The organism is Frankia tisae (assembly GCF_025403405.1).
Taxonomy (GTDB): Bacteria; Actinomycetota; Actinomycetes; order Frankiales; family Frankiaceae; genus Frankia; species Frankia tisai.
This window is the reverse complement of the sequence record NZ_JANEZT010000107.1, coordinates 1-17,846: the sequence shown is the minus strand read 5'-3', so window position 1 is coordinate 17,846 and position 17,846 is coordinate 1. Positions and strand designations below refer to the sequence as shown.

17 protein-coding genes and 1 CRISPR repeat array are annotated in these 17,846 nt (G+C 70.1%); of the genes, 6 read left to right on the top strand and 11 right to left on the bottom strand.

All coding sequences use genetic code 11. The features are described from left to right. Nucleotides 1-42: 42 nt before the first annotated feature. The 10 genes from NBZ85_RS12765 to NBZ85_RS12720 all read right to left on the bottom strand — a co-directional run bounded on the left by NBZ85_RS12765 (nucleotide 43) and on the right by NBZ85_RS12720 (nucleotide 9,954). A complete protein-coding gene (locus NBZ85_RS12765) occupies nucleotides 43-1,011 on the bottom strand; it encodes a thiopeptide-type bacteriocin biosynthesis protein (protein WP_261561991.1) in 969 nt (322 codons plus the stop codon). Continuing rightward, nucleotides 993-2,177 (bottom strand): lanthionine synthetase C family protein, encoded by a 1,185-nt coding sequence (locus tag NBZ85_RS12760; RefSeq protein ID WP_261558877.1) that lies wholly within the window; start codon nucleotides 2,175-2,177, stop codon nucleotides 993-995. The genes NBZ85_RS12765 and NBZ85_RS12760 overlap by 19 nt, the downstream gene beginning before the upstream one ends. Then, on the bottom strand, nucleotides 2,174-5,281 hold the full coding sequence (locus NBZ85_RS12755) for a lantibiotic dehydratase (protein WP_261561990.1): 3,108 nt from the start codon (nucleotides 5,279-5,281) through the stop codon (nucleotides 2,174-2,176). The genes NBZ85_RS12760 and NBZ85_RS12755 overlap by 4 nt, the downstream gene beginning before the upstream one ends. 78 nt (nucleotides 5,282-5,359) lie before the next feature. Beyond that, nucleotides 5,360-5,551 (bottom strand): FxLD family lanthipeptide, encoded by a 192-nt coding sequence (locus NBZ85_RS12750; RefSeq protein WP_011607392.1) that lies wholly within the window; start codon nucleotides 5,549-5,551, stop codon nucleotides 5,360-5,362. Between the two features lie 58 nt (nucleotides 5,552-5,609). Continuing rightward, nucleotides 5,610-6,848, bottom strand: a complete 1,239-nt coding sequence (gene fxlM, locus NBZ85_RS12745; protein WP_261559194.1) for a methyltransferase, FxLD system — start codon at nucleotides 6,846-6,848, stop codon at nucleotides 5,610-5,612. A 151-nt stretch (nucleotides 6,849-6,999) separates the two neighbouring features. Continuing rightward, nucleotides 7,000-7,833, bottom strand: a complete 834-nt coding sequence (locus NBZ85_RS12740; protein ID WP_261559196.1) for a helix-turn-helix domain-containing protein — start codon at nucleotides 7,831-7,833, stop codon at nucleotides 7,000-7,002. Nucleotides 7,834-7,862: 29 nt separating this feature from the next. Next, on the bottom strand, nucleotides 7,863-8,426 hold the full coding sequence (locus NBZ85_RS12735; protein ID WP_261561989.1) for a DUF6879 family protein: 564 nt from the start codon (nucleotides 8,424-8,426) through the stop codon (nucleotides 7,863-7,865). Next, entirely contained in the window at nucleotides 8,416-8,622 is a 207-nt protein-coding gene (locus NBZ85_RS12730) for a hypothetical protein (RefSeq protein ID WP_011607396.1), read from the bottom strand. Before NBZ85_RS12730 ends, NBZ85_RS12735 begins: the two co-directional genes overlap by 11 nt. Before the next feature lie 282 nt (nucleotides 8,623-8,904). Beyond that, nucleotides 8,905-9,099 (bottom strand): DUF397 domain-containing protein, encoded by a 195-nt coding sequence (locus tag NBZ85_RS12725; RefSeq protein WP_261561988.1) that lies wholly within the window; start codon nucleotides 9,097-9,099, stop codon nucleotides 8,905-8,907. Nucleotides 9,100-9,105: 6 nt separating this feature from the next. Beyond that, the gene (locus NBZ85_RS12720; protein WP_261561987.1) at nucleotides 9,106-9,954 is read right to left on the bottom strand and encodes a helix-turn-helix domain-containing protein; all 849 of its coding nucleotides are present in this window, start codon (nucleotides 9,952-9,954) and stop codon (nucleotides 9,106-9,108) included. Nucleotides 9,955-10,322: 368 nt separating this feature from the next. Here NBZ85_RS12720 and NBZ85_RS12715 point away from each other — a divergent pair, with 368 nt between their 5' ends. Together NBZ85_RS12715 and NBZ85_RS12710 are read left to right on the top strand one after the other, a co-directional pair. Continuing rightward, entirely contained in the window at nucleotides 10,323-11,066 is a 744-nt protein-coding gene (locus NBZ85_RS12715) for an ATP-binding protein (RefSeq protein ID WP_261561986.1), read from the top strand. Nucleotides 11,067-11,089: 23 nt separating this feature from the next. Beyond that, complete coding sequence (locus NBZ85_RS12710) at nucleotides 11,090-11,536, top strand: NUDIX hydrolase (protein ID WP_261561985.1); 447 nt, start codon at nucleotides 11,090-11,092, stop codon at nucleotides 11,534-11,536. Nucleotides 11,537-11,692: 156 nt separating this feature from the next. Here NBZ85_RS12710 and NBZ85_RS12705 read toward each other — a convergent pair whose 3' ends face one another. Then, nucleotides 11,693-11,863, bottom strand: coding sequence for a hypothetical protein (locus tag NBZ85_RS12705; RefSeq protein WP_261561984.1), 171 nt, complete (start codon nucleotides 11,861-11,863; stop codon nucleotides 11,693-11,695). Nucleotides 11,864-12,086: 223 nt separating this feature from the next. On the opposite strand from NBZ85_RS12705, the gene NBZ85_RS12700 reads away from it, so the two are divergent. From NBZ85_RS12700 to NBZ85_RS12685, 4 genes are all read left to right on the top strand, one after another. Continuing rightward, nucleotides 12,087-12,281, top strand: coding sequence for a helix-turn-helix transcriptional regulator (locus tag NBZ85_RS12700; RefSeq protein ID WP_261561983.1), 195 nt, complete (start codon nucleotides 12,087-12,089; stop codon nucleotides 12,279-12,281). A gap of 239 nt (nucleotides 12,282-12,520) precedes the next feature. After that, a CRISPR array of direct repeats spans nucleotides 12,521-12,915; the repeat unit is 28 nt; unit sequence GTGCTCCCCACGCGCGTGGGGGTGAACC. Between the two features lie 371 nt (nucleotides 12,916-13,286). Then, entirely contained in the window at nucleotides 13,287-16,124 is a 2,838-nt protein-coding gene (gene cas3, locus NBZ85_RS12695; RefSeq protein WP_261561982.1) for a CRISPR-associated helicase Cas3', read from the top strand. After that, nucleotides 16,121-17,617 (top strand): type I-E CRISPR-associated protein Cse1/CasA, encoded by a 1,497-nt coding sequence (gene casA / locus NBZ85_RS12690; RefSeq protein WP_261561981.1) that lies wholly within the window; start codon nucleotides 16,121-16,123, stop codon nucleotides 17,615-17,617. Before cas3 ends, casA begins: the two co-directional genes overlap by 4 nt. 26 nt (nucleotides 17,618-17,643) lie before the next feature. Beyond that, a partial coding sequence (locus NBZ85_RS12685) for a hypothetical protein (RefSeq protein WP_261561980.1) occupies nucleotides 17,644-17,846 on the top strand: 203 nt, incomplete at its 3' end.

Sequence of the window (17,846 nt, the reverse complement as noted above, 5' to 3'; positions counted from 1 at the left end):
GGGGGAAGCCGCGGGAGGCGGCCAGCGTCGCGGGATTCATGGTCAGCTCCGGGGCAGGAGGGCGGTGGTCGCGGCGCGGGCGAGGATGCCCTGGCTGGCGGCGGACAGGCCGAACCGGTTCCAGTGAAAGATCAGCACATGGGTCATGATCGCCCGGACCCCACGGTCCAGGCCACCTCGCGCGGCGGCGTCGCCGAGCCGGCGGCCGGCGGTCTGGAACGCGGCAAGCCAGGGCGCGGCGTGCTCGACCGGCCCACCGGAGGTGAACAGTTCACTGGTGGGCAGGTCGGGGATCGACAGGAGAGCGCGCACGTTCTGCGCCAGGCGTTCGATCCGGGCGGCGTCGGCCTCGGCTGGTGTAGGTCGCAGCCGGGCAACCCGGTCGAAGACGTCGCCGCACTCGAACACGTCGAGCCCGGCGGCGCGGAGAAGGCCGCCGAGCAGCAGGATCGACAGTTCGCGGCGGCCGAGGCCGGGAGCATCGTGGCGCACGTAGTCGAGCACGCCGCGGGTATCGGCGCAGAACAGGTCGTGGGCGACGTCCATCCCGGCCGCCCCGCCGAAAGCGGCGGTCTCAGGCTCGTACACCGTCGGCCACCAGCGTGCGACGACCCCGGTGTCGGTCAGCTCGTCGAGCACCCGATCGACGGCGCCGCGGTCCGCACCGGGCAGGCGCAGTCGCCAACAGGGATACTTGCGCAGGAACCACCATCCCTCGATCTCGCCGCTGGCCTGGAGTCGGTCCAGCCGCGGCCCGAGCCCGGTAGCACCGACCGCCTCGGCGGCCGACCAGTCCGGGAACTGGACACGCACCTGGTAGCAGGCGTGCTCGGCGGATCGTTCCAGCGCTGCGAGCCCGGCGGCCTGGAAGACCTCGACGGCTTCGTCAAGGTCAATCGGGTCCAGAGCGCTGTTGGCCGCGGTGACCTCCAGATCGGCGCCCGCGAGCACCGCGAGGACACCGGCGGCGAGGCCGTACGGGGACGTGACGATCAGGTGATCAGCAGGCATGCGTCCCATCCCGTACGTGGCGGCCCGGTGCGCCGGGTGGTTTCCAGCGCCAGGGCCACCCCTGCGCTTCCGGTCAGCAGCCCAACCTCGTCGCACTGGTCCCCGAGCGAGCCTGCGTGCTGGGCCAGCCGGGCGGCCAGCGCGGGAAGCCGGCGGCCGATGGCGGGGTTCCGCGCGTCGCGGGCGGCCCGGTAGGCGGTCTGGTAGATCCCGGCCATGCCGTGGCACAGGCCCGGCTCGGTGATCCGATCGAGCTGGGTGTCGGTCAGGCTCGCGGCCAGGGCATCCTCTGCCGCTTCGACGCGTCGGGGGTCGCCGGTGGCGATCGCGGCGAGCTGCAGGGCGCGGGCGATGCCGGCCGTCCCGTAGCACCACGATCCTCGGCCGGGACGGGGCTGGGCGGGACGGCCGGTCCGCAACTCCTCCCGGGTGATCCACTGTGGCCACCACGGTCCGTCCGCGCCGTCCTGGCGCCACCGGTCGAACCAGCCGGTCAGGACGGCGATCGCCTCGTGATGGCCGTCGACCTGGCAGCCGCGAGCGGCGGCGAGAGCGAGGAAGGCGAGCAGCCCGGCCGCGCCGTGCGCCATCCCGAAGTTCGCGTGGCCACCGGGGGTCGGCAAGATCTCGTCCGGGTCGTGCGCGACCCACCATCCCGGCAGCTCGATGCCGTCCTGGCGGTGTGGCCTGGTCAGGCTGACCACGTACCGCAGGATCTCAGCGAGGACGTCACTACCGGGACGGCACCGCAACAGCAGCGCACCGATCCCCGTCAGCCCATAGAAGACGTCGAATTCGGCGAACGTGGTGATCTCACCGCGCTCGATCCTGCCGGCCGCGGTTGCCAGACGCCGCCGGGCCAGCCGTAGCACGTGCTCGATCAGCGCCTCGGAGGCCGTGTGGTATGGCGGATGTTGATCGGAGACGGTGTGCAGGAGGAAGGCGAGGGCGGGCGCCCCGTAGTACAGGCCGGTGTGCTCAGCGGCATCGACCGACCCGGCCACCGCCCGCCGGATCGTCGTCCGAGCGGTTTCCCAGTCTCCGGAGCCGGCCAGGGCCCGCTCGACCTGCAGCAGCGCTGTCCCCGCCGCGCCCCGAGCCAGGGATTGCCTGGCCGCCTCGGCAGCGGTGAGCGTCACCAGGCCGGTGCCCTCGGTAGAATTCACCGGGCACCAGCACGGGCAAGGCGGCGCAGCGCGGCGGCGCGGGCGAGTCGGCCGGTCTCCCTCTCGTGCGTCGGATCGACGCCGACGGCGCGTACGTGGTGTTCGTGCAGCAGGGTGCGAAGCACGGCTCCCGGATCGCGCTGCTCGGCGAGGGCGCGATGGTAGGAGGTCAGCGCGGTGTCCCTGGCGGCCCAGGCCGCCGCGACCGCATCCCCGCCCGGCAGAATGCGAACAGCTCGATATCGTCCGTCGGCCTCGGCCAAGCCAAGCGCGTGGTCGCGCAGCGTCTGGTCCAGCGGCCCGTGTTCCTGACGCAGGCAGGCGATGAGCGCCCGACATCCGGATTCCGGGTCGGGGGCGAAGGCAGCGGCCAGGTGCGCCATCGACGCCGCGGCCAGCGCCTGCGTGGGAACCCCGGAGGCCCGCGCCGTCGCGATCTGCGCGATGGCGGCTGCGGTGTCGGTGGCGAACACGCGCTCGGCCGCAGCGAGCGCCGGGCCGTCGCCGTAGCGGGCGGGATGCTGTGGGTGGGAGGCGAGAGTGAGTTGGCAGGGGAGCCCGCGCGCTTCCAGCTCGGACGCGAAGGCGGCCACCTTCGCGGCGGCCGGTCCGTACTGTTCGGGGCTGCCCAGGCGCAGGAACACAGCGAGATGCTGATCGGACTCGGGAAGGATCAGGTCGCGGTGCCGCCGCACCCACCAGAACCGGACCAGACCATCGAGGTCGTCGAGGAACCTGGGCAGGTGAGCGGTGAGGATCTCGTCGAACCGCGCGGGGTTGCCCACCACCTGCGCATGCAGCACGGCGGAGTCACCCGGTCGAAGGACGGCGCCGGGCGCTGCGGTCGCTGGTAGCGGCCGGGCGGGCGGGGTGATCGCGGTCAACGGGATCAGCAGCTCCGCCGGGCGCCCGATCCAACCCTCGCAGTCGGACGGACCGGCTTCCTGTAGCTCGACTCGCCCGGCTCGCTGCACCCGAGCCCGTAGCAGGGCCCGGTCCAGCTCCTGATCGAGGTTGAGGGGTAGGCGCAGCTCACCGTGGCACAGCACGATCCGGGCCGGCACCCGCCACCGCTGTCGCCAGGAGCCCAGAGAATCATGCGCACCGTCGCCGGCCGGAGGGCCGGGCAGGTCCGCGGCGGTGAGAATCCAGCGGGCGGCGGCCAGCACCGCACGCCGATACCGGATACGCGGCACGTAGGGCAGGACGCGGGCCGCGCCAAGGTCGAACCCTCCGAACCGCGCGCTGCGCGCATCGGCGACCTCGGCGAGGAACCGGGCCAGCGGTGGGCTCTGCACAACCGTGTCCAGAGCATGGGGAACCCGCGGGATCACCCGCCGACCGGTGGAGCGCTGAACCAGGTACATCTGGTCGGCATCGGCCGTTACAGCCAGGTCGTCGACCTCGATCACCCTGACATCAGGGTGGGTGGAATCAGGATGCTCCGACAGCGAGACGATGTCCGGGAGCAGCGGCGCGACGCGCACCACGTTCTCGTTGTGCGGCCGACGTGGCGGGAAGGACATCTGCACCGCCACCGCCCCGTCCGGCGCTCCCGCCTCGGGTTCCGCGGTGAACGTGGCGGCCAGCCGGGCGCGGTCTGCGTCGTCGAGCAGGTGGGCGAACCGTCCGGCCATGCTGGTGGGGGCGCGCGGCGCGGCGGTGACGCGCAGCTGGAAATCGCCGCGGTCGATCGCCTCGGTCGAGACGGCGTGCACCTCGACCCCGAGTTCGATCCGCTGTGGCGGGACGATGTCGGCGTGCTCCCCGACGGTCAACGCCTCGATGTCGGCGTCGGTCAGCTCGATCTCCTCGGCCCCGTCCACGGTGGCCTGCTGGATCAACGCCAACAGGGCGGCGTCGCGCTCGGTCAGCATCCGCCAGGCGGGCCTGGCCCGGGGCGCACCGAGATAGCCGGTGGGATATCCGAGCCCGGAGTCGGCGACCATCTCCCGGACCGGCACCAGCGCGCCGGGACCGTAACGGGCGCGGAACCGGGCGTGGTAGTCCAGCCAGGCCGCCGAGCCGAACGGCTGCGTGGTCACCCGCAGCAGCACGCTGGCCGCGAGCACGGCCTCGGTCAGCACCCGCTCGGGGACAGCGATCCGCGCGTCGAGCCGCACGTCGGCGGCCAGCGCGTGACCGGCGCCGGGGACAAATGCGGTCATCTGCCCGATGACCGCGTTCCGGATCTCCGCCGCCCGCTCCAGGTTGAAGGTGCTGTTGTGGCGGGCCAGCTGCGCGCTGATGTCGCCGAGTTCGCGCAGCAGCCCGCCGAGGTCGGCCAGGTCCTCTCCCCCGGCCGAACGTAACGCGCAGATCAGATAGGCCAAGGCGTCGACGGCCGTCATCGGTGGCCGCAGGCTCGTGATCAGGAAGCCCCCGTCGACCAGACCGTCCAGCACCATGCGGATCTTGCCTGGGGAGGCGGACGGGAACCTGGTGGTCATCCGGGCGGCGAGGGCGTCGAGCCGGATCGGCGAGCCGGCCGCAGCCAGCGCGAACTGCACGGGCCGGGCGAGCCGTACCGACGACTCCCGCAGCGGCCCCGGAGACGACGCGCCCACCTCGGCCCGGCTGTGCACGATGACCCGGCCATCCCGCACGATCCGGGTGTTGTCGGCCACCACCGTCAGCCGGGGGCGCAGCTCCGGGTGTCCTTCGAGCTGGTCGATCAGCGTCGTGACCCATTCCGCGTCCGCCCGCACCACCGCCCGGTGCGCCGCCCCCACCTCGGCCATCGCGGGGCCGATGGCGGCGGCGCCGACTCCGGCGAACAGGCCGAACGGGGTCGCGCGCCGCTGCCACCGCATCAGATAGGACGCGACCGAGACGACAGCGCGACGCACATCCTTCACCGCGTGGGGCCTGGCGCCCTCGTCGAAGAGCTGGTCGAGGCGCGTAGCGAGAGCGGTGCTGGCCAGCTGGAGCGCCTCACGTACCTCCGGGCGCACCCAGATCTTCGCCAACCATGCCCGGCCTTCCTGCTCGACCGCGGCAGGGTCGGACAGGTTCAGCCGGGTCGGCAGCTCGAGGTCGCCGGGGTCCGTGGTGGCACGAACCAGGACGGCGCCGGTGTGCTGGAAACGCAGGGACACGGTCATGGCGATCCCATCTCGTCGCACCGGACCGCAGCCGCCGCCGGCGCCCAGCGACTCAGGCGCCGGCGGCGGCGCGCCGCGTCAGGACGGGTCGTTGGAAGCGGTGCTGCAGGCGCTGGTGCTGCAGCTGCTGCCGCAGCCATCGCTCGTGTCACACATCATGATCACGAGTCGCGTGGTGGACTCCACCACGCGCATGTCGAGCTCGAACTCCGCGTCGTCGATCGCGGAGTCCGTGGACTCCGGCCGGTCGACCGCAAGCACTGGCGACATTGGGGTGACTCCTCACGTTGCTGGGGTTGGGGTGGTGCGTCCTGGCCTGCGGTGATGGTCAGCGGGCGGTCGGCCAGGAGATCGTGACCAGGCCGTGGGTCTTCTCCAGCGTCGCCGTGCCCTCGCCGATCGGGGGACGGTCGGCGCCGGTCGGCCAGTAGGCGAAGGTGGGTGCCGGGCCGCTTCGGGCCCGGCGGTTCCAGGCCTGGATCTGTTCGACCATGGCGGTGGCGGCGGTCTCGCCGCGTGTTCCATAGGCGCGCGCTCCGAACTCGACTCCGGCGCCTTCCAGGGCCGGGCGCACCGCCAGGTAGGCGAAGGAGTCGCCGCGCACGACCCCGAAGGGAAACCAGCTCCGGCGTTCCGCGGCCAGATCAGTTCCCTTGTCCACCGCCAGCTTGCAGAAGCCGAGCAGGAAGCTGGCGAACCACAGGTGCAGGTCGGCGAACGAGACGCCATGCCTGATCGTGACCCCGGACCACCTCTCGGTGCGCTCGGTCGCCAGGACTCCGTCCAGCGGACTCATGTCCTGCGGCACGTCGCCGTCGAATCGCAGCTTGACGTTGCGGCCGTGCGCGTCGGGAAGCAGGAAGACCCGCTCGTCGTGGGCGCCCGATCCCTGCATCGGGACGAACCCGCACACCTGCGCCGAGGTGCTCACCAGATGGTCACCCTCGCGGCGGAAGCCGATGGAGCGAGTGATTCCGTTCATTCGCAGCGGAACGACGATCCTGCCGTCCTCGGACAACTGCGCAAGCAAGGCCGCTGAGATGTCCCACGCTCCGACCGTCACGACAATCGCGTCGACCCTCTCGCCGAGGTCGGGCACGCCGTCCTCGGCGTCGGCCTGCACGACCGTGACCCGGCCGCCGTACCCGGTCGCCTCCAGCAGAGCGCTGGCCCGGTCGGTCACCTCCGGGTCGATGTCCACGCTGACAACGCGGCCACTCGGACCGACGACCTCGGCCAGGAGAGCGGCATTGAAGCCACCGCTGCCGATCTCCACCACGCTCATGCCGGGCCCGAGCCCGGCCTGCTCGATCATCTGGGCCTGGATGAACGGAGCGCTGACCGAGGAGATGATCACGCCGTCCTGGTCGCGTTTGACCGCCACCGAGTCGTCAGCGTTGTAGGCGACCTCCAGCGGCGTGCCCTCGGGGACGAACAGGTGCCGCGGCACCGTGCGGAAGGCCCGCTCGACGACGGGCGAGGTAATCACGCCGTCCGCGCGAAGCTTGTCCGTCAGGGCATTACGGATCTCCGTCGCCCGGTCGCGACCGGTGGACGTGTCAACCATCTGAGTCATCCAGCTGCTCTCTGCCAGTCGGTGGTGAGGATCGGCCAGTCGTGGTGCGGATCGCCTGCCTCCGTCGCCAGGGGCAGCGACTATTCAATATTGGAGTGAATATCTGGCAGCATGCCACAGCCCGGCAGCCCGGGAAAGGAGGTTAGGGCTGGAAGTCGCGGGCGATGGTGCCGAGCCGGGCCCGCGCCGCCTCGCCGAACTCGGCGGCGTTCGCCATCACCTCGAACAGCTTCAGGTAGGTGGCGATGTCGCGTGGGTCGGTGACCGCGACGGTGGCGTGCTCCAGGCCGATGGTGACCAGGCGTTCATCGAAGATCTCGTACCCGTGAAGCGGGATGTCGCCGGGACGGGCGGTCAGTGGGATCACGCCGATCCGGACGTTGCTCAGGGTCGACAGCGACGCGATGTGAGCGGCCTGGGCGGCCATGACGTCGTCCGGGCAGAACCGCCAGCGCAGAGCCCCCTCGGTCAGGATGAAGGTGAACTGCTTGCCTGGCGCGTGCAGCGCCTGCTGACGCTGTTGGCGGGCGGCGACCGTCCGAGCCAGTTCCGCGCCGGTCAGCTGAAGCGTGAACACCCGGCGCATGTACTCGGCGGTCTGCAGCAGGCCGGAGATCCCGCCCGGGGTGAAGTACCGCAGGACGGTCGCGTCCGCCTCGACCTCGCCGATCTCGGCCTGCTTGCGGGCGGCGCCGCGATGCAGAATCGTCCGGTTGCTTTCCAGCGTGGCGTGCAGGCGGGCGGCCAGGGCGAGCAGCGCGGAGCGTTCCTCCCTGCCGGCCCGGTAGAGGTCGAGCAGGATCTCGACGTCGTGTTCGGACGGCAGCAGCCGGCCGTTCTCCAACTTCGAGATCTTGGGCTGGGACATGCCGGTGCTCGCCGCCGCCTGCACGCCCGTCAGCCCGGTCGCCCGACGGAGCTCACGCAGGCGGGCAGCGAGGGTCTCGCGGTCGGCGACGTAGCGTTCCGGGTCCATTCAGCCGCGGTTCCTCGGATCTGTGACCGTCACGCAGGCCAATCCTGCCAGTTCCGCCGCCAGTACTGCGGATGCCCAGCCCAGTAGGCGGGGAAGGGGACCGCCGCTGTCAGGGCCGCATCCCGGAACGAGACGTGGGAGGCCACGGCGATCGGATCGTCGAGGAGCTCACCGCCGACGAAGCTGCCGGCCTCGTCGTAGTGCATCCGCAGGACGAGCCGCTCGTCGAACATCCACCAGTCGTAGTCAGGGAGGGCCGGCGGGTCGGGGGTCTCCGCCAGGTCGAGCACGAAGGTGCGTTGTCCGGCCCGCTCGGTCGCCGGGTAGGACCATTCGCATTCCCAGCGCTCGTAGGCGCTCAGCGGACCCTGCAGCACCCGCACCTTGCGGAAGGTCAACCCGCCGGCGACCCGGCCGTGGATCTCCGCCAGCCACGCCGTCGGCTCGCTGGCCTGGTCGTAGGGTTCACCGGCCAGGTAGGCGCGTAGCCGTGGCTGCTCGACCGTCGTGCTGTACGTGTGGTGGCCCTCCATCCGGAACCACTCCGACCGCGCGTCGTTGAACAGCGGGTCGAGCTCGGCCTCACTCAACACGCCCGAGCACCTCGGCTACCAGCTCGGCCGGGATCTCCACCACCGACTCGCCCGAGGGAAGCGCACCGAGCTGCCCCAGGGCCTCCTCGTCGGTGACGTTCCAACCCTGGACGATCACGGTCCCGCGATCGGTCCGGTACAGGGTGGGGCAGGTCTTGACGTCGTTGCAGGTGCCGCGGACACGGTCGATCTTCACAGAATCTCCTTTGGAAGCCAGGGCCGACTTCAGAATCATGCACGGCAAACATGAATATGCCAAGCGCTCCAGATGTACACTGCGCTCGGCCGGAGTGAGTCCGCAGCCGATCGATCTACCTCGGCGAGAGGCTGAACCAGCCAGCCAACAGGCACCGCGACTTGGAGCAGAGCAACGTCGCCGCGCTGACCACGGCGAGCCGACGGGATGGACGCCGACAGCGGAGGAGGTCGCCTTTCGTCCTTACCATGGTGGCGCGCTCTTGCCGCGGCAGGCAGCCCGCTACAGGTTGAACTCGCCATCGCGGGCACCGGCGAGGAAGGCGGCCCACTCACTCGGGGTGAAGACGAGTACCGGGCCGTCGGGGTCCTTCGAGTCACGGACGGCCACGACGTCCCCGACACGAGCGATCTCCACGCAGTTGGTCTGGGTGGCGCTGTGACTCGACTTACGCCACTCGGCTCCGGAGAGGTTCACCGCGGCTCACCTCCGTTCGTAACCGTCGGCCACGGATGCCAGGAATTCCGCGGACCTGACAGGGTCGAGCGCTTGTCCTGCCAGCGTATCGGCGGCTTGGAGGAAGGGCCGGACGTCGTCGGGTTCGTCCACAAAGAGGCTGGATCGCAGGTGCTCGAGGTGGACGATGCTCGGCGCCTTGTCGAAGCCGAAGGCGACATACGAGCCGTGCACACCGAGGTGCGCGCCGACCCTGAACGGGATGACCTGAACCGTGATCGTGGGGCGACGGCCGGCGGCGATGAGTTGGCGGAGTTGGCTGGCCATAACTCGGGCACTGCCCACGGGCCTGCGGATCACCGCCTCGTCGAGGAGCACGTGCAGTTCAGGTGGGTCGGATCGGCTGAGCACGGTCTGTCGGCCGAGTCGGGTGACCACTCGGGCTTCGACCTCATGCGCAGCGACCCCGCCGTCGACCATGACCGCCCTGGCGTAGTCGGCCGTCTGAAGCAGGCCCGGGACCAGCAACATCGAGACGTCCACGATCCGCCTGGCCTGCGACTCGAATCCGATCAGAGCGGGCAGCTGGCTCGGCAGCCCGGGCAGGCCGGTCTCCCACCAGCCGGGACGGTCGACCTCGTGGGCGAGGGACAGCAGGCGCTCGCGCTCGGCGCCCGTGACCTTGTAGACGACGAGAAGCGCGGCCACATCCTCGGCGCTGATGCCCCGCAGGCCGTTCTCCAACCGACTCAATGTGCTCGGGGACCAGCCGAGCTGCGCGGCGACAGAGCGGCTGGTGAGTCCATCGCCGATCCGCAGTTCCCGCAGCTCAGCGCCGAGGCCGCGGGCACGCGCTGACGGTGGTCGCCGCGGCATCGCCACTCCTCTTCCAATCATGATCTCGGGCAGATCGGACGCTACACCGGGCGGGCCCGCACGACCCCTTTCGACCCTTGCACCGCGTTGCAGCAACCTTCATAGTTGCTGCAACATCCGCATCGTAGCGAGCCGATCGCCCCACGGGGTCGCCTGCGGCACCCCGGGGCATCCGGTCGGGAAGGGACAGGGTGACGATCGTTGAACGCGAACTCATCCACCACCTGGAGCGCCGGCGAGGTCAGCCACCCCCGGCCACCAGCTCCTGTGGCCACCGTGGCGCCGCGGATTCACTGGCGTTGCGCGCGCATCCGAGTGGGGTGGGACGGCCAGGAGGGTTCCGCTGCTGATCCCGGCCGGACTGCCGCATGACGACGACCGGGTCGGCGCACATCCACCTTTTCCGTCTTCCGGTGACCGACAGGGCCGCACGGGCCGCCCGCAACCGGGCCCGAGAGACGATGGAGAGCTGGCGCATCGACCCCGAGACCACGGACAATGCGCTACTTCTCGTCTCCGAGTTGATCACTAATGCGGTCAGAGCGTCGGCGGTCACCGAGCCGCTCGACCCCCCAGAAGCGCCTGGACAGGAGCGGACCGCGAAGTCCGTCTCGCTGCGGATCAGCAGGACGGGCCCACGACTCCTCATCGAGGTCTGGGACGGTGACGTCCGCTCTCCGGTGTTGCAGGATCAGACGCCCACTGCCGAGGGCGGCCGAGGGCTGTTCCTGGTCGACGCGTTGAGTGCGCGGTGGTCCTGGTACCGGCCCCTGACCGGTGGAAAGGTCGTCTGGGCCGAACTGCGGATCGACTCTTCCCCATCGCCTCAGAAGCAGTCGGCGCAGGCCGACACCGGGCCGCCGGAATCACTGCCGAGGCGCACGCCGACCGCTGTTCCGGAGGCGCCGTTTCCAGTCACCTTCATCGACGATCCGGTGCTGCTGGGACGGGTCGTCGAGGGACTGCGCAGATTCGCCGATCGGCAACGTGTCCACGTCAGCGGTCCGCCGATCAGACCGCACTGCTATCGCGATACCCGACACGATCATGAGGGGCTCAGTCTCCCGGTGATCTCCTCGCCCGAATGGCGGAGGGCGGTGCCACCACGATGAGCACGCCTCGACCACGCCCGCGAATGACCGCGCACGCGTTACTGATCGACTGGTCAGGGCGGGTGCTGCTCATCCGAACCGAAACGGGAATGTGGGCGCTGCCGTCGACCATCCTGACCTTCGAGATGCAGCCCTATCGGCAGACCGTCGCGTTTCTCCGCCAGACCCTCGGGATCGAGGTGGCCGAGCGCGACCTTCTCCTCGCCCACGTCAGCGCCCACCGGTCCGTCACCGGTCTCGCCGGCCTCGGCCTCGTCGTCAGTGTCGGACACTGGGTCGGCCAGCCCGCGCCCACCCATACCAGCGCCTCCGAGGCGCCGACCCGGCAATGGTGCGCGCCGGGACAGCCACCGGCACCGCTGGCAGCCTGGGACGCGGCCGTCCTCCCCGCGCTGCTGACCAATACGCCATATGCCGAGATCGGTTGGATCTCCCGTCCAGCTCCCAACTCTGCCCGAGCTCCCTCATGAAGCCGATGGATGCCCTCACGGACCGGGTCGGTCCAGCAGCGCCTCTGCACGTCCCTGCCCCACCAGTCCGTCTTCGGTCTCATCGCCGCTTGGGTCGCTGCTGGTGAGAACCCTCGCGCCTCCCGTCGACGCTGGCCCGTCGACTCGTGGCGGCCGTCACGAATCAGCCTTCTCGGGCGGCTCTCGGAAGACGAGCGTCACCTCGACGTCGCCGAAGTGCTCGGCGACGTAGGCGTCCGGTGGCAGCGTGGCGAGCGCGGCGGACAGCTGCGCCACGGTGGCGTGTGGGTCGACGGTCAGCCCGTGGTCAATCACCGGAGCGTGCACGACGCGCGTTACCTTCACCGCGTTGGTTGAGAGGGACGTGCCGCCGATCGGATCAGGGATCGGAGGAAGCATCATGATCTACGGCCTCCCGATAGCCCGAGCCCGCCGCCGACCGTCGCGATCGACGGGAGCGTCTTGGATGAGCGCATACCCCGCACGTGTCAGTTGACACGTTCGCCCGTCGACGCCAATGTGTCAACTGACACGTCGCTAAGATCGCCCCGTGGTACAGCCGGTGATGGGAACCCGCGAGGTCGCCGATCGTCTCGGCGTCTCCCGCCAGCACGTCCTCCGGCTGCTACACGACGACCCCACGTTCCCCCGGCCGATCGCGGAACTGTCCGCCGGCCTGATCTGGAACACCGATGACATTGAGGCATACGCCCACCGACGCGAGAAGAGACGCCCGGACACGTGAACATCGCGCAAGTCGTTGAGGTTGATGACCACAGCCAGTACAGACTGGGCAACGAGATAACGCAATCCACGCGGAGGCGCTCGCGACCACGTCTCCCAGTCGGCCCAGGTTGCGGCCGCACCGTCGCCCGCACAGCACCCCAACGGGAGGCCGGCCAGCGCCGCGCCCCCGACAGTCATTGATCGACCAGACTGCTTCTCCACGCGAGACACCGCTTCTATCGTTGCAGGTCATGAAGGGTGCTCCCCACGCGCGTGGGGGTGAACCGTACCCCAGACCTAGCTGGCAGAGCGTTTCCGGGTGCTCCCCACGCGCGTGGGGGTGAACCGACGCAGGTCATCGCCTCCGGGTCCACGAACACGTGCTCCCCACGCGCGTGGGGGTGAACCCACGATGTAGACCCGGTCGCGGTACTGCGGCGCGGTGCTCCCCACGCGCGTGGGGGTGAACCGGGCGCCACGTGGGATGAGGACCGTGAGGTCTAGTCCTCCCCACGCGCGTGGGGGTGAACCCCCGCGCATCGCCGAGCTGGGCCGCGAGTTCTGGTGCTCCCCAAGCGCGTGGGGGTGAACCGAGCTCCTGAACCTTCTCGTCCGGGAATTCCTCGTGCTCCTCACGTGCGTGGGGGTGGACCGACGTTGCTCGGGAGACGCTCGTCGTCCTCGGGGCATTCTCCACTCGCGTGGAGGTGAACCGGAGGCGTTGAGCAGGAGCTCAGAGACCGCGACGCGCTCCCCACGTACGTGGGGGTGAACCGGCCTCGGTGGCGGTCTTGAACTCGTGGGCCGAGCGCTCCCCACACACGTGGGGGTGAATCGAATGGAGCGCGCAGTGAATCGCGCTCCCAGGCACGCAGATCCTCGGAGCTGACCACCTCCGCCACATGTGATCTTCATCTCATGCCGGCGCAAGTCGCGCGATCGCGACCAACCTGCAGGCGGTCTTGTCGGTGGGGGTGGTTAGCGTGTGCCGGCAGATACGGAGAGTCGGTGGATACGGGGGCGTATGGACGAGACGGGTCTGTCGGGGGACGCTCGGTCGACGCTGCTTCTGCTGTGGGGCAAGCAGAAGGGGGCGCCGAAGGGCGGGCCGCCGTTTCATCCGCTGGCGTGGCACGCGTTGGATGCAGCGGCGGTGGCGGAGCGGCTGTGGGACGACTTCGTGCCCGCGAGGTTTCGCGACGAGTTCGTGGCGGGGCTCGGACTGGGGAGCGAGGGCCAGGGACGGGCGTGGTTCGCGTTCCTGACCTCCCTTCACGATCTTGGCAAAGCTGGTCCGGCGTTCGCCGGAGGGGTGCGGGCCCTGCGGCGGGGGCTGGTGGCGGCGGGCTTCGAGTTCCCGTTCGTGCAGTCGCCGGTGTCGCACGAGCTGGTGGGGGCGGTGTACGTCGCGTCGCTGCTGCAGCGCGACTTCGGGGTGCCGGCGGTGTCGGCGCGGGTGATCGGCTCGGCGGTGTCCTTGCAGCGTGGCTGCTATGTGGATCCGGTCAAGATGATGGGCCAGAGTGGACTGGCGGCGCAGGCGGAGGAGGGTAGCGCCGCGGTGGCTTGGGAAACAGCGCGCGCGGAGCTGGTCAGCCTTCTGATCAACTGTCTCGGAGTGCGAGAGCGGCCACGGGTGACGGCGGTCTGGGCGCTCCTGTCACCGTTGGTCGCGGTGCTGACCGGGGTCGTGAAGGCGGCGGACTGGCTTGCGTCGGATTCCACGCATTTTCCCTTCACCGCCGCGGACCTCACGCCGGACGAGTACCTGCGGGGCGCGCGGGTGAAAGCTGCGGCTGCGACCAAGCAGGCCCGGCTGCACGGCTGGCATGCGCCGATAGGCGACGGTCGCGGGCTGGCTGAGGTGCTGGGAGTCGACGAGCCCACCAAGGTGCAGGTGGCCGCCGCCACAGCGGCCGGGCCGGGCAGCCGCCTGCTGGTGATCGAGGACGAGCCCGGGGCGGGCAAGACGGAGGCGGTCTACGGATTCCTGCACCGACAGATGGCGCACGGTGCCGTGGGGATCTATCTGGCGATGCCGACCCGGGCGACATCGAACCAGGGTCACTCGCGGCTGCGCGACTGGCTGGAGCAGGCGGGGCTGGCCGACTTCGTGCCGATCTTGCTGCATGGGCATGCCTCCCTTGCGGTCGACGCGGCGGAGACCGAGGCCGCTGGCACGGCGGACGTGTCTGAGACGGATGTTGAGCGTGATCCGGTGGAAGCGCGTGAGCCGTCGCGCTGGTCGCGGGGGCCTCATCGGGGCCTGCTGATCCGGTTGGGTATCGGCACGGTGGACCAGGTGCTGCTGGCCGCGCAGTCGGTGCGGTTCGGGCCCGTGCGGCTGGCGGGCTTGGCGGGGCGGGTGGTGGTCTTTGATGAGGTGCACGCCTACGACACCTTCATGAACGGCCTGCTGGAGCGGGTGCTGCAGTGGCTGGCGCAGATCGGATGTTCGGTGGTGCTGCTGTCCGCGACGCTTCCGCCGGTCACCCGCCGCTCCTTGATCGAGGCATTCCGGCAGGGTCTGCACGGCACGGACACCCCGCCGGATACCGATACGGCACAGGCCGAGGGGTATCCGCAGCTGACGGTCGTCAGCGCGACGGGGACCTCGGTCGTCGTGCCGCCGCTCCCCCGCTTTCGGCCGAGCCGGGATGTTGCGCTGCGCCGGCTCGGCCTGCGCCTGGGCGAGAGCACCGGGCGGGACTGCCGGCGGCTGGCCCAGGAGCTTGACGCGATGACCGGCGTCGAGCGGTGGGGACGAGTCGGAGTCGTGTGCAACTCGGTTGACCACGCCCAGCGGGTCTATCGGGAGCTGCGTCGCCACTTCGCGGGTGATGCGCGGGTGCGGGTGCTGCTCTTTCATGCCCGCGCCCCCCAGGCCGACCGCGACGCGGCCGAGGCCGACGTGCTGCGTCTGTTCGGCAAGGAGCAACGGGCCAAGCGCGCAGATGGGCTCGTGCTGCTGGTGGCGACGCAGATCGTCGAGCAGTCGTTGGACATCGACTGCGATCTACTGATCACCGAGTTCACGGCGGTGGACCTGCTCATCCAGCGGCTGGGACGCATGCACCGCTGGCTCGACACGGTGCGGCCGGGCTGGGCGGATCCGGCAACGGCCTGGCTCGTGGATCCGTCCTGTGACGCCAACGGTGTTCCGGATCTGGCGGGCGTCGCGTTCGTCTACGACCGGTCGGCGCCCACGGTGCTGCTGGGGAGCTGGCTAGAGCTGCGCGGCCGGACGCAGCTGTGCCTACCTGACGAGGTGCCGGCGCTGGTGAGCCGCGTCTACGACGCCGCTGGCGCGACCGCGCCGCCGTGGCCTCACGACCCGGCTATGGGACGCCTGTGGGAGGCCGCGCGACTCCGCCATGAGGAGCTGATCGCGTATGCGAAGGCGCAGGTGGGTGACCGTCTCGTGCCCGAGCCGTGGGATCTGGATGCCTGGCTGCGCCTCACCATCCGCGAGCACGTGGACGATCTGGAGTCCGACGAGGGACCGCTGCGCGCCATGACAAGACTGGGAGATCCGTCGCTGAACGTCGTTCTGGCCCACCGAGGGCCGCACGGACTTGTGCCAGTCACGGGTGAGGTGGGCTGCGATCCAGCGGCGAAGGCCTCGTTTCCGCTTCTGCTCCGCTCGACGGTTGCACTGAGCCGCAAGCAACTCGTCGGCGCACTGCGCCGCACAGCCACCCGCCCCCCGGCCTGGCAGGCGGATCCGGTGCTGCGGCACGCCGTCCTCGTCGAGCTCGACGCCGACGGGACGTATGGGCGGGGGCTGTTCCGCTACAGCCGACAGCTCGGCGTTCTCTACCCGGATCGCTTTGGAGCGTTCCTTCCGGAGGTCGACCAGTGACCACCTACAACCTGCTGACCGAGAAGTGGATGCCAGTCACCCGGGCCAAGGACGGGGCGTTCGACACCGTCTCGCTGACGGACGCGGTCACCGAGCCGGAGGGCATTGCGGCCCTCGCCGACTCCAACCCCCTCGCGGAGATCGCGACGCTGCGGCTACTCCTGGCGATCATCCAGGCGGCGTTGAACGGCCCGACCAGTGACACCGACCGTCTGCACCGGTTTCAGAAGAGATTTCCGGCCGACGAGGTCGCCGGCTACCTGGAGAAGCACCGGCACAGCTTCGACCTCTTCCATCCGACCGCCCCCTTCTTCCAGGACCCGACGCTCCTCACCGCTCTCGAGGAGAGGAACCAAAAGGCAACACCGAGTAGCAGGATGCGGCCGAACCCTGCCGTCGATCTCGGCTTTCCGCAGATGGCGGCTGCGCAGAAGATCCTGCACAGCCACGCCCATCACGGCGCGGACCGCGACCTCGACGCCGGTGAGGCTGCGCGACTGCTGCTCGCCCACCAGGCGTTCGCGCGAGCGGGGAAGGTACAGATCGGCGGCTCGGCCAAGATCAGCCCGCTCAGCGGCGCGCTCGTCGTCGCGCCGGAAGGTCGCAACCTCGCTGAGACCCTCCTCCTGAGCCTGCACACATCGAACGTCATCGGCTCACCCGTGTGGGCGGGGCCGGCGTCTGGGTGGCTCGGCCGGCTCACCTGGCCATCGCGGCGAATTCTGTTGTTCCCTCACGACAACGGACGGCGGGTGACCCGAGTTCTCATCGGCACCGGACGGCCGCCGCCAGATGAGGAGCCCAACCGGGAGCCGATGTTCGCCTACTACCCGGCTAAGAGAACCACTCGGCGCAAGGTGCTGGTCCAGCCCGAACGCGCGACCTGGCGGGACGTCGCCGCGCTCTACCAGTCCGACCAGACCAGCAACATCGGCGCCGACATCCTCACCAACGCGGCGCGACTCCTGCCGTACCTTGATCCTCTTCACAGCCATATGGCTGCGGTCAACGTCTACGGAGCGCCGGGCGGCGGACAGAAGGACGCCCCGGCCATGTGGATCCGTGACCGGTTCCCGCTACCCGCCGAGTTCCTCGAGCCGGAGTCCCCGGCGGTGGCCGAACTCACCGGGCGTCTCAGCGAGGCGGACCGGGTCGACGCCGCTCTGCAGAAGCAGCTGACCGCAGCGTTCCAGCGCGGCAACAAGGATCTGAAGCTCAAGCGGGATTATCGACCGACGGTCCGCCCGCTCGCCGCCTACTGGTGGGCGCTGGAACCCGCGTTCCGGATCCTGCTGGCGCAGTACGCCGCCCACCCCTCGAACAGGACCCATCTCGACGCGGTCACCCACGTCTGGGCAGACGCCGTCCGCACGGCCGCGCTCGACTGCTTCGCGAAGGCCACCCAAGCCATCGCCCTCAGCCCGCGGTCCGCCCCTGCGCTCATCCGAGCCCGCGCCGACCTCGAACGGACTCTCAACAAGATCTTTCCGTGACATTGTCCGCCGCCAGGAGCTTTCCGATGACCACGATCCCTGTCCCCGCGCCGACGCCGGCATCCGAGCGAACCCCGGCAATCGTGCACTACCTGTATGACCTCGCCGGCGCGCCGCCCGCTGGTCGCCGACTCGTCGCGCCCAGCCACAGCGCGCTCGCACAGCTGCGGCGCAGCATGTCCCACCCCACCGGCATTGCCCCGGAGGCCGTCCCCCACCTGGTCCGCTT

Coding starts and splice junctions, on each gene's coding strand:
- NBZ85_RS12750 (WP_011607392.1), bottom strand. CDS start 5,551: ATGTCGCCAGTGCTTGCGGTCGACCGGCCGGAGTCCACGGACTCCGCG.
- NBZ85_RS12715 (WP_261561986.1), top strand. CDS start 10,323: ATGACGACGACCGGGTCGGCGCACATCCACCTTTTCCGTCTTCCGGTG.
- NBZ85_RS12710 (WP_261561985.1), top strand. CDS start 11,090: ATGACCGCGCACGCGTTACTGATCGACTGGTCAGGGCGGGTGCTGCTC.
- NBZ85_RS12755 (WP_261561990.1), bottom strand. CDS start 5,281: ATGACCGTGTCCCTGCGTTTCCAGCACACCGGCGCCGTCCTGGTTCGT.
- cas3 (WP_261561982.1), top strand. CDS start 13,287: ATGGACGAGACGGGTCTGTCGGGGGACGCTCGGTCGACGCTGCTTCTG.
- NBZ85_RS12765 (WP_261561991.1), bottom strand. CDS start 1,011: ATGCCTGCTGATCACCTGATCGTCACGTCCCCGTACGGCCTCGCCGCC.
- NBZ85_RS12740 (WP_261559196.1), bottom strand. CDS start 7,833: ATGGACCCGGAACGCTACGTCGCCGACCGCGAGACCCTCGCTGCCCGC.
- NBZ85_RS12720 (WP_261561987.1), bottom strand. CDS start 9,954: ATGCCGCGGCGACCACCGTCAGCGCGTGCCCGCGGCCTCGGCGCTGAG.
- fxlM (WP_261559194.1), bottom strand. CDS start 6,848: ATGGTTGACACGTCCACCGGTCGCGACCGGGCGACGGAGATCCGTAAT.